Annotated in this window: 11 protein-coding genes and 3 pseudogenes; 2 read left to right on the forward strand and 12 right to left on the reverse strand. The window is 66.5% G+C overall.

Annotated elements, in window-relative coordinates:
- Window positions 1–121 precede the first annotated feature (121 nt).
- The 12 genes and pseudogenes from CN538_RS03490 to ffh form a co-directional block, all read right to left on the reverse strand.
- Window positions 122–736 carry a YitT family protein gene (locus CN538_RS03490; protein WP_106418572.1) on the reverse strand — a complete coding sequence of 205 codons (615 nt, stop codon included), beginning with the start codon at window positions 734–736 and terminating at the stop codon, window positions 122–124.
- 187 nt (window positions 737–923) lie between these two features.
- Window positions 924–2,732 carry a single-stranded-DNA-specific exonuclease RecJ gene (locus CN538_RS03495; protein WP_242495539.1) on the reverse strand — a complete coding sequence of 603 codons (1,809 nt, stop codon included), beginning with the start codon at window positions 2,730–2,732 and terminating at the stop codon, window positions 924–926.
- A gap of 41 nt (window positions 2,733–2,773) precedes the next feature.
- Complete coding sequence (locus CN538_RS03500) at window positions 2,774–3,394, reverse strand: glutathione S-transferase family protein (protein ID WP_106418574.1); 621 nt, start codon at window positions 3,392–3,394, stop codon at window positions 2,774–2,776.
- A 64-nt stretch (window positions 3,395–3,458) separates the two neighbouring features.
- Window positions 3,459–4,836, reverse strand: a pseudogene (thrC, locus tag CN538_RS03505) (threonine synthase).
- Between the two features lie 55 nt (window positions 4,837–4,891).
- Window positions 4,892–6,208: a homoserine dehydrogenase gene (locus tag CN538_RS03510; RefSeq protein WP_106418575.1), complete on the reverse strand. Its 1,317-nt coding sequence runs from the start codon at window positions 6,206–6,208 to the stop codon at window positions 4,892–4,894.
- A 351-nt stretch (window positions 6,209–6,559) separates the two neighbouring features.
- Window positions 6,560–7,309 carry a DsbC family protein gene (locus CN538_RS03515; protein WP_106418576.1) on the reverse strand — a complete coding sequence of 250 codons (750 nt, stop codon included), beginning with the start codon at window positions 7,307–7,309 and terminating at the stop codon, window positions 6,560–6,562.
- 2 nt (window positions 7,310–7,311) lie between these two features.
- Window positions 7,312–8,199, reverse strand: coding sequence for a site-specific tyrosine recombinase XerD (gene xerD, locus CN538_RS03520; RefSeq protein ID WP_106418577.1), 888 nt, complete (start codon window positions 8,197–8,199; stop codon window positions 7,312–7,314).
- A gap of 142 nt (window positions 8,200–8,341) precedes the next feature.
- Window positions 8,342–8,698 carry a 50S ribosomal protein L19 gene (gene rplS, locus CN538_RS03525; RefSeq protein WP_035475366.1) on the reverse strand — a complete coding sequence of 119 codons (357 nt, stop codon included), beginning with the start codon at window positions 8,696–8,698 and terminating at the stop codon, window positions 8,342–8,344.
- A 110-nt stretch (window positions 8,699–8,808) separates the two neighbouring features.
- Window positions 8,809–9,573 (reverse strand): tRNA (guanosine(37)-N1)-methyltransferase TrmD, encoded by a 765-nt coding sequence (trmD, locus tag CN538_RS03530; RefSeq protein ID WP_106418578.1) that lies wholly within the window; start codon window positions 9,571–9,573, stop codon window positions 8,809–8,811.
- Between the two features lie 50 nt (window positions 9,574–9,623).
- The gene (rimM, locus tag CN538_RS03535) at window positions 9,624–10,130 is read right to left on the reverse strand and encodes a ribosome maturation factor RimM (protein ID WP_106418579.1); all 507 of its coding nucleotides are present in this window, start codon (window positions 10,128–10,130) and stop codon (window positions 9,624–9,626) included.
- A 46-nt stretch (window positions 10,131–10,176) separates the two neighbouring features.
- A complete protein-coding gene (gene rpsP, locus CN538_RS03540; protein ID WP_035475363.1) occupies window positions 10,177–10,428 on the reverse strand; it encodes a 30S ribosomal protein S16 in 252 nt (83 codons plus the stop codon).
- Between the two features lie 161 nt (window positions 10,429–10,589).
- Window positions 10,590–12,010 (reverse strand): annotated as a pseudogene (ffh, locus tag CN538_RS03545) (signal recognition particle protein).
- A gap of 277 nt (window positions 12,011–12,287) precedes the next feature.
- Between ffh and CN538_RS03550 the strand changes: the two are divergent.
- Complete coding sequence (locus tag CN538_RS03550) at window positions 12,288–13,091, forward strand: cytochrome C assembly family protein (RefSeq protein WP_106418580.1); 804 nt, start codon at window positions 12,288–12,290, stop codon at window positions 13,089–13,091.
- Between the two features lie 260 nt (window positions 13,092–13,351).
- Window positions 13,352–13,744, forward strand: a pseudogene (locus tag CN538_RS24930) (CNNM domain-containing protein); the annotation flags it as partial.
- Window positions 13,745–13,867: the final 123 nt, after the last annotated feature.

Genomic DNA, 13,867 nt, shown 5'->3' on the forward strand with positions numbered 1-13,867 from the left:
AACTTGCCCTGACGGGCCGCCCTACGGGCGTTCTCTACGCGTTGCTTCGAGTCTGCGTTCCGTGCGCCTTGCCCTTCATCTCGTTCGGCGATTTATTCAGCGCTTCCCTAACGCGTACCGCTCAGCTTCGGCTGACGCCGGTATAGCGCCCCGGGCGGTGGTTGAGGGTGAGAATGCCGCTGAGCACCGCCGCTCCCAGGATCGAGTAGAGCACGTTGCTTACCGGTAGCACGGCGAACGCGGCCAGCATCACCAGGCCGTCGAGCGCCAGCTGCACCTTGCCCGCGCTCCAGCCATGGCGATCATGCAGGTGCAGGGCGAGGATATTGAAGCCGCCCAGGCTGCCGCGGTGACGAAACAGCGAGAGTACCCCCAGACCGATCAGCGCCCCGCCCATCAGCGCCGCGAACAGTGGCGTCACCTTTCCGATCTCGATCCAGTCGGCAATATGCCAGCTGAGCCAGGAGAGCAGCGCAATGGCAGCGAAGGTCTTGAGCGTGAACTGGTGCCCGATCCGTTGCCAGGCGAGCCAGTAGAACGGCAGGTTGACCACGAAGAACACCGGTCCGAAGGGCCAGCCGGTGGCGTAGCTGATCAGCAGCGAGATACCCGCCGTACTGCCGATCAGAATCTCGGCGTGCTGATAGAGCACCACGCCGAGCGCGGCGCAGGCTGACCCGAGCAGAATGGCGAGCACGTCTTCGTGCGTGCGGTGACGGATCTGGGGGCTGTCCATCGAAGTTCCCTTGGCATGGTATGGCCATCGCCGTGGCGCGGTGACGCCGCCGGCCTGGCGGAAAGCGCAGCGCTTGTGGCGCCGCTGCGTCTCTCGCGGTGCGCGAGGCGGCCAATGATAGCGTCAATTCAGCCAAGGGGGTGGATAGCGTAGTGGCGGGAGACTCGGGCCTGCACCCGCGCGGATATCAGCCGCTCAGGCGTTCGGCGTGCTCGACCATCAGCTGCAGCGACTCGCGCCCTTTCCAGCGGTTGCGCGAGAGCTTGAAGCCACAGCGGACGCGGTCCCCCACGGCGATCGGATGCGGCGCTCCCGGCGCCAGGGCGCGGAACCAGATGGCGCGGGTCACGCTGGCATCGCGGGAGAGCTCCAGCATCAGGTGGTTGCCCTCCGCCCCCACCGCACGCAGCTGCTCGACGTGGAAGGTCGCCTCGAACAGCGGCGCCTCGAATTCGCGCCCATAGGGTGCCAGCGCCGCCAGCTCGTCGAGGGTGGCCAGCGACAGCTGCGCCGCCTCCAGCTCGCCGTCGGTCCATACCACCGGATAGAGCTCACGCCCGCCCAGCTGCTCGCCCACTGCCTGCAAAAAGGCATCGCGGAAACGTTCGAGTTCGCCCCGCGGCACGCCCACGCCGGCGGCGCCACGGTGACCACCGAAGCGCGGCAGACTCTCCGGTGCCAGCTCATGGGCGCGCTGCAGGGCGTCACGCAGATGCAGCGCCTCGATCGAGCGCCCCGAGCCGGTAAGCATCTCTGGCGCAGTGGCCGGGGTCAGCACCAGGGTGGGGCGTCCATAGCTCTGGACCAGGCGCGAGGCGACGATCCCCTGCACCCCGGCGTGGCCCTGCGGCAGGTGGATCACCAGCGCCGGCGGGTCCTCGGCCAGCTGTGCCAGCGCCAGCCCTCGGGCCTGCTCGACCATGTCCGCTTCCAGCGCCTTGCGCGCCTGGTTGTCGTCGTCGAGCACCTGCAGGTGGCGCCGAGCCACAGCGTCGTCCGTGGCCAGCATGAAGTGCAGCGCCGCATAGGGGTCGTCGAGGCGCGAGCGCGCGTTGATGCGCGGGCCCATCTGGAACGCCAGGGTCTCGGCGTCGAAGGGTACGCTATCGGCCCCCAGGCGCTCCGCCATCACCCGCCAGCACGGCGCCTGCATACGATTGATCAGGCGCAGGCCGTAGGTCACCACGGCGCGATTGGCGGCGCTGCCACCCAGCGAGACGCAGTCCGCCACCGTGCCCAGAGCGACGTAGGAGAGCCAGGGCGCGAGCTTGGGCGTCGACGCAGAGAGCACGCCCTGCTCGACCAGCACCGCCCGGGTGAGCGACATCATCAACCATGACACCATACAGCCGGCGATGGTCTTGTCGGGATAGTCGCAGTCGTCGCGGGTGGGGTTGATGGTGGCGTAGGCCGAGGCCGGCGGCCCCGCTAGCGGCAGCGCGTGGTGATCGGTCACCACCACATCGATACCGGCCTCGCGCAGGCGGGCGATCCGCGGCTCGTCGGAGGAGCCGCAGTCGGCGGTGACCACCAGGCTGGGGCGCGGCTTGAGCGCCAGGGTACGCTCGACCAGCGGCAGGCTGATGCCGTAACCATCGTTGATGCGGTGGCCGATCAGACTGTGCAGGCGGGTGGCGGGCACGCCGAACAGCTCGGTCAGTGCGCGCAGGATCACCACGTGGGAGGTGATGCCATCGACGTCGTAATCGGTGAGGATACCGATGTGTTCGCCCTCGCTCACCGCCCGCGCGATCCGTTCGGCACCGCGGCGCGCATCGGCCAGCCGCTCAGGGTGGCTGAGATGACGCAGCGCCGGATCGATCAGCGCCTCCAGCGGCCCTGCATACCCTGCCAGACGTCCGGCCAGGACCCTCGCCTGCAGCTCGCTCAGACCCTCGGCCTGGGCGCGCTGATAGAGCGCGGTGTCGCGCTCGCGTGGCAGCAGGCGCGGACGGGTGAGTTCATCGAGCGATGACCGGGAAAGATCGGGGTCCAAGCAGCCTCCTGGCATGATTACCCTGACGCGGCACCTCTAGCTCAGGTGAGCGCGATCATGACGTGCTGGCGATAGGCGGGACGCGACTGCAGCCGCGCGTACCAGGCTGCCAGATGCGGCAGGTCGGGACGCTCGATATCCATTTCGAACCACGCATAGGCAAAGCAGCCCAGCGGGATGTCTCCCATACCCCACGCCGTCCCCGACAAAAAGGGCTGTTCGGACAGCGTCCGATCTACCCTGCCGAGTAGCGTGCCGCAGGCAGCCAGCCCTTCTTCGAGCGCCTTGTCGTCGCGCTGCTCCGCCGACAGGCGCACCGTATTCCAGAACACGGCCTTGAAGGGGGAGGCCAACGACGAGGTCGTCCAGTCCATCCACTTGTCGGCCTCGGCACGCGCCGCGGGATCCGCCTCATGCAGGGAGCCGCGCCCATATTTGGCGCACAGATAGCGCACGATCGCGTTGGATTCCCACAGCACGAGGTCGTCGTCCTGCAGGCAAGGGATCAGACCGTTGGGATTCATGGCCCGGTAGGCGGGTTCGTCGACCACGCCATAGGCGCCGCCCGCATCGATTCGTTCGAAGGGCAGCGCCAGCTCCTCGGCACACCACAGCACCTTCTTGACGTTGGTCGAGTTGGTGCGTCCCCAGATCCTCAGCATGATCCCTGTCCTCGCAGGATTGGACCGGGCGCGTCGGGCACCCGCCCCCTCGTTTGCGCCGCTATCAGCGGCGATTGTCGGCGACGAAGCGCTGGACCGCGGCGAGCTCCGCCGGCAGCACCGTATAGCGCTCTTCGCGTTCGAGCAGGCCGTCCATGTGCGGCGGCAGTGGCGCCCCGGTAAAGCCCGCCTTGACCACCGCCTCGGCGAACTTGGCCGGATGCGCGGTGGCCAGGGTGATCATCGGCGTGGCGCGGTCGGCACGCACCCGCTCGACGGCGCGATAGCCGGTGGCGGTGTGCGGGTCAAGCAGCTCCTTGGTGCGCTGGTGCGCCTCGCGGATCACCTCGAGGATGGTCTCGTCATCGACGCTGAAGCTCGAGAACTTCTCGCGCAGCCGTGCCAGCGGTGCCTCGGCGAGTGCCGCCGGCTCGCGCTGGAAGCGCTCGAGCAGTTCGCGCACGGCGTCGCCGTCGCGGTCATAGGCATCGAACAGCAGCCGCTCGAAGTTCGACGACACCACGATATCCATCGACGGCGCCAGGGTGGCGGCGAGTTCACGCTTGGAGAAATCGTTGTCGGCAAGCGTGCGGTGCAGGATGTCGTTGGCGTTGGTGGCGATGATGAACTGCTTCACCGGCAGGCCCATCTGACTCGCCATGTAGCCGGCGAAAAGGTTGCCGAAGTTGGCCGAGGGCACGCAGAAGCTCACCTCGCGATGCGGCGCACCGAGGGCGACCGCCGAGGCCACGTAGTAGACGATCTGGGCCATGATGCGCGCCCAGTTGATCGAGTTGACCGCCACCAGTCGGGTGCCGTTGAGGAACGCCTGATCGGCGAAGCTCGCCTTGACCATCGCCTGGGCGTCGTCGAAGTTGCCCTCGATGGCAATATTGAAGACGTTGTCGGCGAGCACCGTGGTCATCTGGCGCCGCTGCACCTCAGAGACGCGGTTGTGCGGGGCAGAATGAAGATGTCGAGATGATCGCAGTGGCGGCAGCCCTCGATCGCCGCCGAGCCGGTATCGCCGGAGGTCGCACCCATGATCACCGCACGCTCACCGCGCTTGGCCAAGAAGTGATCGAGGATGCGTCCCAGTAGCTGCAGCGCGACGTCCTTGAACGCCAGCGTGGGGCCATGGAACAGCTCGAGCAGGAAGTGATTGGCGTCGAGCTGGTTGAGCGGCACCACAGCCTCGTGGCTGAAGGTGGCGTAAGCGTCGTGGACCAGACCGCGGAAGGTCTCGTCATCGATCTCGCCGCCGACGAAGGGCTGCATCACCTGGAAGGCGATCTCGGCATACGACAGCCCCGCCATCCCCGCCAGCGTCTCCGCCGACAGCTGGGGCACGGTCTCCGGCACGTAGAGCCCGCCATCGCTGGCCAGACCGGTCAACACCACTTCCTCGAAATCAGCGCCGGCGCCTGCCCGCGCGTACTGATATAACGCTCTTGGTTTCACTCGGTCCTGGCTGCTAGCCGTGCTGTCAGTCGCGACTTATTCCTGCTCGTCCAGGGACTCGACCCGAATCCGCGTCACCGGGCCTGCGATATCGGCCAGAGACTCGAGCTGGCGGATCGCCTCGTTCATGTGCTGCTCGCGGGTGCGGTGAGTCATCAGGATGATCGGCACCAGCTCGCCCTCGGTGGCCTCCTTCTGGATGATCGCTTCGATCGAGATGCCGTGCTCGGAGAGAATGGTGGCGACCCGCGCCAGCACCCCGGGGCGATCCACCGCCAGCAGACGCAGGTAGTAGGCGGTGACGATATCCTCCATCGGCAGGATCGGCAGCGCATTGACCTCGTCGTTGACCCCGCTGAAGGCCAGATAGGGCACCCGGTAGTGGTGCGCGGTGGTGATGTCGCGGGCCACGTCGAGCAGATCCGCGACCACCGCCGAGGCGGTCGGTTCGGCCCCGGCACCGGCGCCGTAATAGAGCGTCGGGCCGGTGGCGTCGCCCATCACCGCAATGGCGTTCTTGACCCCATGGACATTGGCCAGCAGGCGCTCCTTGGGAATCAGGGTCGGATGCACGCGCAGCTCGACGCCGCTATCGCTGCGCCGGGTGATACCCAGATGCTTGATGGTGTAGCCGAGGTTGTCGGCCTGCTCGACGTCCTCCGCGGTGATCCGCGCAATGCCCTCGGTGTAGGCGCGATCGAACTGCAGCGGCACGCCATAAGCGATCGAGGCAAGGATGGTCAGCTTGTGGGCGGCGTCGATACCCTCGACGTCGAAGGTCGGGTCGGCCTCGGCGTAGCCCAGCGCCTGGGCCTCGGCGAGCACGTCCTCGAACGCCCGGCCTTCGTCGCGCATATGGGTCAGGATGTAGTTGCCGGTACCGTTGATGATGCCGGCGAGCCACTGGATACGGTTGGCGCCGAGCCCCTCGCGGAGTGACTTGATCACCGGGATACCGCCGGCCACCGCGGCCTCGAAAGCGACAATCACGCCCTTGTCATGGGCGGCGCGGAAGATCTCGTTGCCGTAGACCGCGATCAGCGCCTTGTTGGCGGTGACCACGTGCTTGCCGTGCTCGATGGCGGTCATCACCAGCTCGCGGGCGACGTCATAGCCGCCGACCAGCTCGACCAGCACGTCGACATCGGGGTTGCGCGCCACCTCGAAGATGTCGCGGGTGAGCTTGATGCCGGTGGTGTCGCAGTCAGGGTTATCGCGGCGCGCGCCCACCTGCTCGATCACGATCGGGCGGCCGGCGCGACGCGCGATCTCGTCGGCGTTGCGCGTCAGCACGTTGAAGGTGCCTCCGCCCACGGTGCCCAAACCGCAGATACCCACTCTCACCGGTTTCAAGATATCACTCCCCTGTCTCGCGGGGCGGCAAGCTTACCGCCCTGCATGATTGTCTGAAGGCCCACTGCCGCAGGCCTCGAATCCGGGTCGGCCATGCCCCCTGGCCGCCCTTTTCGCGCGCCCCTCGCGCCAGCTGCAGCGCCGCGGGGGCCGGTCACGGTAGAAAGCCCCGCCCCCCTTGTCAAGGGAACCACTGCTCAAATGCCTGCACGAGCGAATGACTGCGTTGCGCGGTACTCGAAGGCTCGCCTAACCCCATGTTATGTCTCGCCTTCTGCGTTACGTGCGCCTTGCCCTTCATCTCGTTCGGCGATCGATTCAGCGTTTCCCAAGCGGCGGCAGGGCCCGGTTTCAGCTCTCGCCGCTGGGGTCGATGCCGAGCATCGCCGCCAGGCGCTTGGCCGGCAGATAGCCCGGCACCATCTTGCCATCGGGGAAGATGATCGCGGGGGTGCCCTGGATGCCGGATTCGACCCCCAGCTGGTACTGCTTGGCGATCGGTGCATCACAGCTCGCCGGGGCATCCACCGCATCGCCGCGGAAGGCCGCACTCATCGCCTCGGAGCGGTTGTCGGAACACCACACCTTGGCCAGCTGGCGCGCGGCATCGGAGTCCGGCCCCATGCGCGGGAAGGCGAGATAGTCGACCTCGATGCCCATGGCGTTGAGCTGGTTCATCTCGGCGTGCAGCTTGTGACAGTAAGGGCAGGTGGTATCGGTGAACACCGTGAGCCGGGCCTTGACCTTGCCCGCCGGCTTGTAGACCACCCGCTGGTCCTCCGGCACCTTGTCGATCAGCGCCTGGCGCCTTGCATTGGCTGCCTGCTCGGTCAGGTTGACCATGCCATCCTTGGCGTTCTGGTAGAGGTCGCCGACGATCAGATACTCACCCTTGGCATCCGCGTAGAGCGTATTGCCCCCCTTCAGCCGCACCTCATAGAGCCCCGGCAGCGGCGAGTCGTCGATCGACTCGATCGGCAGCGGCTGGCCGCTGTGAGCATTGAGCTTGGCGGCCAGGTCACTGGGCGGCTTGGCGAAGGCAGCGGGCGTCAGGCAGAGTCCGGCCAGCGCCAGCGCGGCCAGGGTCGAGCGACTTCTCATGTTCAACCTCTCGGATGATGTTGGGCGTGCAGGGCTTCCAGGCGGGCCTGGGCCACATGCGTGTAGATCTGCGTGGTGGATAGGTCACTATGCCCCAGCAGTAGCTGTACGACACGCAAATTGGCGCCATGATTCAATAAATGGGTCGCGAAGGCGTGGCGCAGGGTGTGCGGCGACAGCGGCTTGTCGATCGCCGCCAGGCGGGCATAGTGCTTGATCCGGTACCAGAAGGTCTGGCGCGTCATGCAGGCGTCCGCGCGCCCGGGAAACAGCGCCGGCTGACGGATGTCACGCATCAGCTCGCCGCGCCCCTGACGCAGATAGCGCTCGAGCCAGCTCAGGGCCTCTTCGCCCAGCGGCACCAGCCGCTCCTTGTCGCCCTTGCCGCGCACCAGCACCACGCCCTGACGCAAATTGACCGCCGCGACGCTGAGCCCCACCAGTTCGGAGACGCGCAGACCGCAGGCGTAGAGCAGCTCGAGCATGGCGCGATCGCGCAGGCCCAACGCCGAGTCGACGTCGGGCGCCGCCAGCAGCCGCTCGACGTCGCGCTCGTCGAGGGTCGCCGGTAGACCGGGGCGGATATTCGGCGGCTCGATCTCGGCCAGCGGGTCGTGGGCGATCAGCCCCTCGCCCAGCGCCCAGCGATAGAAGCGCCGCAGACATGACAGCAGCCGCGCCACCGAGCGCGCGTGGTAGGTTTCGCGACGGCCGTCGACGAAGACGTTGACGCTATTCGCAGCGGGCGCCAGCAGCCGCTCGTCACGGCTCTCGAGAAAGCCGATCCAAACCGACAGGTCGTGGCGGTAGGCGCTCAGCGTGTTTTCGCTGACACCACGCTCGAGCCACAGCGCATCGAGGAAGGCGTCGCGGCGGTCGTGATCGTTCATACGCTCATGGGCCCGTGATCAGCAGCAGGGTGACGCAACCCCGCAGCATAACGCAGAAGACCCCGTGCGCCGAACGCGCACGGGGTCTTCTCGGGTGGCGATGCCAACGCCCCGGCCACCAGGTGCCGGGGCATCATCGCACTCAGCCCAGCTTTTCCTTGATACGCGCGGATTTGCCGCTGCGCTCGCGGAGGTAGTAGAGCTTGGCCTGACGCACGTCGCCGCGACGCTTGACTTCGATACCGGCAACCAGCGGGCTGTAGGTCTGGAAGGTACGCTCGACGCCGACACCGTGGGAGATCTTGCGCACGGTGAAGGCGGAGTTCAGACCGCGGCTACGCTTGCCGATGACCACGCCTTCGAAGGCCTGCAGACGCTCGCGGTTACCTTCCACGACCTTGACCTGGACGACCACGGTATCGCCGGGGGCGAAGGCCGGGATGTCCTTGTTCATCTGCTCGTTCTCGAGCGCCTGGATCACCTTGTTCTTGCTGCTCATGTCTTGCTCCTGGTTGAGAGGAGTGCCCTGGGGACGCTCCGTGATCCCGGCGCGAGTTCGCTGAACCGGCGCGGAATCGGACTGTGAGTGACGCATGCAGGCGCCTTGCCTCATGCACCGCCGTCGCGTGCGACGTGTTCCTCGATGAACTCGTCGAGCAGTTGCTGTTGCTCGCGGTCCAACGTTCGGCTCTCCAACAGATCCGGACGCCTGAGCCAGGTGCGTCCGAGAGATTGCTTCAGGCGCCAGCGCCGAATCGCCGCGTGATTGCCGCTGAGCAGTACCTCCGGCACCCGGTGACCATCGATCACCTCGGGGCGGGTGTAGTGCGGGCAGTCGAGCAGGCCACTGGCGAAGGAGTCCTCGCTCGCCGAGTCGCTGTGGCCGAGCACCCCGGGCACCTCACGGGACAGCGCATCGATCAGCACCATCGCCGGCAGCTCGCCGCCGCTGAGCACGTAGTCACCGATCGACCACTCTTCGTCGATATCGGCTTCGACCACACGCTCGTCGACGCCTTCATAACGCCCGGCGACCACGATCAGACTCTCGCGAGCGGCCAGTTCCCTGGCCCCGGCCTGATCCAGCCGCCGGCCCTGCGGCGAGAGGTAGATCACCGTCGGGCGTCGGCCCTCGGCGGCAGCACTGCGGCGGGCGTCATCGAGCGCCGCGCGCAGTGTCGCTACCTTCATCAGCATGCCGGGACCCCCACCGTAGGGGCGATCGTCGACCGTGCGATGTCTGTCCGTGGCGTAGTCCCGAGGATTCCACAAGGCCATCTCGAGCAGACCTCGATCCACGGCCCGACCGGTCACACCGTGTCGGGTAATGGCCTCGAACATCTCCGGGAACAGGGAGACGACACCTATCCACACGGTACGCTTCTCCTCCCCTGCCGCGCTCTCGCCCCCGCTTGCGCGGGAAGCTAGAACGTCGGGTCCCAATCGACCGTCATCTCGCCGGCGGCGAGATCCACCGCGACGATCACGTCGTCGGGCAGAAACGGCAGCAGCCGTTCACGATCGTCCACGCTGTCGGTGCCAGGCTTGACCACCAGCACGTCATTGGCACCGGTCTCGAACAGATGATCGATCCGGCCCAGTCTGACGCCCTCGCGGGTCACCACGTCGAGCCCTTCCAGCTGATGCCAGTAGAACTCGCCGCTCTCCAGCGTCGGCAGTGCCGACTTGGCCACCGACACATCGGCGCCGGCCCATTGCTCGGCCAGCTCGCGGGTATCGACGCCATCGAGCCGTACTACCAGCGCCTTGCCTTGCGGGCGCGCCTCGAGCAGCTTGCGCGTCTCGCGCTGGCCGTTGAGCGTCAACGTCCACTCTGGGTAGTCGAAGATGCCCTCGGCCGGGCTGGTGTACGAATAGACCTTGAGCCAACCCTTGACGCCGTGCGGGCTGGTCAGGCGGCCCAGCAGCACCTGCTGCGGGTCGCGTCATGCGCCGCTGCCGACATCACGCTCGAACTCAGGCCTGGGCCTTGCGTGCTTCTTTGACCAGCTCAGAGACGCGGTCGGAGACCTGCGCACCCTGGGACTCCCAGTGAGCGACGCGGTCGAGATCGACGCGCAGACGCTCTTCCTGACCGCGCGCGATCGGGTTGAAGAAACCGACGCGCTCGATGAAGCGGCCGTCGCGGGAGACGCGAGAGTCGCTGACGGTCAGGTGATAGAAGGGACGCTTCTTGGCGCCACCACGTGCCAGACGAATGGTAACCATTTGCGTTTGATAATCCTTCGGTTAAGTGAATCGTTACGCCACGGAATTGAGTCTTCCCGGGCGTAGGCCCGAGACGAAGACGCAGCATTCTACGGAAAAGCCCGCCGTTTGGAAACCTTTTGTTGAGGTTCGCCATCGCCCGGCGAGCGCGCACGGCCGGCTCAGCGCCAGGGGAAACCGCCGCCGCCACCCATGCCGCCCATCCCCCCCATACCGCCGGGGCCACCCGGGCCACCACCGCCGCCCATCATGCCCGACATGCCACGCATCATTTTCTGCATGCCGCCTTTCTGGCCGGCCTTCTTCATCATCTTCTGCATCTGCTTGTGCTGCTTGAGCAGACGATTGAGATCGGGCACCTGGAGGCCGGCACCGGTGGCGATGCGCCGCTTGCGCGAGCCGTTGATGATTTCCGGCTTGCGCCGCTCCTGCGGGGTCATCGAGTTGATCAGCGCCTCGAGCTTGCCGAACTCCTGCTCGGCGCCCTTGTTCTGGGCCATCTCGGCCATCTGCCCCATGCCGGGCAGCTTCGACATCAAACCGCCCATGCCGCCATCTTCTTGAGCTGCTGCAGCTGGTCGCGGAAGTCCTCGAGATCGAAGCCCTGGCCCTTCTTGACCTTCTTGGCGAGCTGCTCGGCCTTGCCCTTGTCGACGTTGCGCTCGGCCTCTTCGATCAGCGACAGCACGTCGCCCATGCCGAGAATGCGCGAGGCGACACGATCGGGGTGAAACGGCTCCAGCGCCTCGACCTTCTCGCCCATGCCCATGAACTTGATCGGCTTGCCGGTGATGTGACGCACCGAGAGCGCGGCACCGCCACGTGCATCGCCATCCGCCTTGGTCAGGATGACCCCGGTCAGCGGCAGCGCATCATGGAACGCTTTGGCGGTGTTGGCGGCATCCTGACCGGTCATGGCGTCGACCACGAACAGGGTTTCCTGCGGCTGGATCGCCCGGTGCAGCGCCTGGATCTCGGCCATCATCGCCTCGTCCACCGCCAGGCGGCCGGCGGTATCGACCAGCACCACGTCGTGGAACTGGATCTTGGCGTGCTTGATCGCCGCCTCGGCGATCGCCACCGGCTGCTCGGCGCTGGTCGACGGGAAGAAGTCGACCTCGACCTCCCGCGCCAGGGTCTCGAGCTGGTCGATGGCGGCCGGCCGGTAGACGTCGGCGGAGACCACCAGCACCTTCTTCTTCTCGCGTTCGCGCAGGTACTTGGCCAGCTTGGCCACCGAGGTGGTCTTGCCCGCCCCCTGCAGACCCGCCATCAGCACCACCGCCGGCGTGCCCTTGAGGCTCAGCGCCTCGTTGGCCTGGCCCATGATCGCTTCCAGCTCCTGCTGCACGATCTTGACGAACTGCTGGCCCGGGGAGAGGCTCTTGGAGACCTCCTGGCCCACTGCGCGCTCGCGCACGCGATCGACGAAATCCTTGACCACCGGCAGCGCGACGTCGGCCTCGAGCAGGGCACGGCGCACCTCGCGCAGGGTGTCCTTGATGTTGTCTTCGGTCAGGCGCGCCTGGCCGGTGATCGACTTCAGCGTCTGCGACAGGCGATTGGAGAGACTTTCGAACATGGAACGCTCCGGGCGGCGATGCCGGGCACCGCAGGGTTCGACCAGGGGATCGCGGCGCCGCTGAAAAAGAATGTGGCCGATCATTATACGCGTGAGCGCCACGTCTCTCCACGTGCCGATGCAGGACAGCCGCGCCATCCATCGCTGGCCGGGGTCACGGCTGGGCGCAGCGACGCCGATTGGGTATAGTGGCCGACGCTATGCACAGGATTGATTTCGATACTCCTTCACCGTTCGGGCGGGCGCCTCGCGGCCGCTCCATGAGGCTTTGACACCGATGCCGGCGCTTCCCTTCGCCCTGGTCGCTATCGTCTGCTATCTCGCCGCCGGGCTCTTGCAGAGCCTGAGCCTGGCCCGGCGCGTCGCCGAGCGCCCGCGCTGGGTGCGCAGCGCCGGGACGATCGCGCTGCTCTGTCATGGCGTGATCGTCGGCATGACCCTGCTCGGCCCACGCGGGCTGCACATGGGCCTGACCCAGAGCGCGACCCTGATCGGCTGGGTGGTGGTGGCACTGCTGCTGCTGTTCAGCCTGTTCAAGCCGGTGCTGAATGCCGGCGTCTGCGTCTTCCCGGTGGCCGCCATCACCATCGTCGCCGCCATCGGCATGCCCAGCACCATGACCGAATCGGGGATCTCCCCCGGTCTTTACTTCCATATCCTCAGCTCGGTCGCGGCGTTTTCGTTCTTCGCCATCGCCGCGGTACAGGCGGTGCTGCTGGCGTTCCAGCATCATGCGCTGAAGCAACGTCAGACCCTGGGCATCGTTCAGGTGCTGCCGCCGCTCACGCGCATGGAGCAACTGCTGTTCGAGTTGATCTGGTGCGGCATGCTGCTGCTGACGGTGGCCATCGTCAGCGGCTTCGTGTTCGTCGACAACCTGTTCGCCCAGCACCTGGCGCACAAGACCATTCTATCGATGCTGGCCTGGCTGATCTTCGCCGCCCTGCTCGCCGGCCATCACTACCTCGGCTGGCGCGGGCCCAGAGCGGTCCGCTGGACGCTGGCCGGTGTCGGCGTGCTGGTGCTGGCCTTCTTCGGCACCAAGTTCGTGCTCGAGTACATTTTCCACTACAACGCCTGAACTCAGGATCATACCGAGCCTTCGATGCTTGGCGGTTGCGCGCGCGCCGCTCTCGGGCCAAGCTCGAACGAGCGAGCGGCGCGACAATGATATCGGCTCTGTCTCGACGCACCTCCGGCGGCTCGGCAGCGTCGGGGGCGTTTCACGAACAGGAGGAAAGCGCCGTCTTGAACGACGACATACCCTTGGGCCTGATGCTGGGCCTGCTCTTCGTGCTGGTCTGCCTGTCGGCATTCTTCTCCAGCTCCGAAACCGGCATGATGTCGATCAACCGCTATCGCCTGAACCACCAGGCCAACAGCGGCGGCCGCGCAGCCAAGCGCGTGGTCGAACTGCTCAAGCGCCCCGATCGCCTGCTCGGGGTGATTTGATCGGCAACAATTTGGTCAACAACCTGCCGCCTCCATCGCCCCATCGTCGCCATCCACTTCTTCGGCGATGTCTCCGGCCCCGCCATCGCCACCCTGGCGCTGACCATCGTGGTGCTGATCTTCGGCGAGGTGACCCCCAAGACCTATGCCGCGATCAAGCCCGATCGCATCGCCCTGCCCGCCTCGCTGGTACTGGCACCGCTGCTGCGTGTATTCTACCCGCTGGTATGGCTGGTCAACGCGATCTCCAACAACCTGCTGCGCCTGCTCGGGGTCAAGCAACTCGAGGCGGGTAAGGACAATCTCACCCGCGACGAGCTGCGCAGCGTGGTCCATGAGGCAGGGCCGCTGATCCCCAGCCGGCACCAGGCCATGCTGCTGTCGATCCTCGATCTCGAGAACGTC

This window comes from Salinicola tamaricis (assembly GCF_003006155.1).
Taxonomy (GTDB): domain Bacteria; phylum Pseudomonadota; class Gammaproteobacteria; order Pseudomonadales; family Halomonadaceae; genus Salinicola; species Salinicola tamaricis.

What these genes read in the sequence shown, in the direction of transcription:
- CN538_RS03490 (WP_106418572.1), bottom strand. Translation starts at nt 736, where the DNA reads ATGGACAGCCCCCAGATCCGTCACCGCACGCACGAAGACGTGCTCGCC.
- CN538_RS03500 (WP_106418574.1), bottom strand. Translation starts at nt 3,394, where the DNA reads ATGCTGAGGATCTGGGGACGCACCAACTCGACCAACGTCAAGAAGGTG.
- CN538_RS03515 (WP_106418576.1), bottom strand. Translation starts at nt 7,309, where the DNA reads ATGAGAAGTCGCTCGACCCTGGCCGCGCTGGCGCTGGCCGGACTCTGC.
- xerD (WP_106418577.1), bottom strand. Translation starts at nt 8,199, where the DNA reads ATGAACGATCACGACCGCCGCGACGCCTTCCTCGATGCGCTGTGGCTC.
- rplS (WP_035475366.1), bottom strand. Translation starts at nt 8,698, where the DNA reads ATGAGCAGCAAGAACAAGGTGATCCAGGCGCTCGAGAACGAGCAGATG.
- rpsP (WP_035475363.1), bottom strand. Translation starts at nt 10,428, where the DNA reads ATGGTTACCATTCGTCTGGCACGTGGTGGCGCCAAGAAGCGTCCCTTC.
- CN538_RS03550 (WP_106418580.1), top strand. Translation starts at nt 12,288, where the DNA reads ATGCCGGCGCTTCCCTTCGCCCTGGTCGCTATCGTCTGCTATCTCGCC.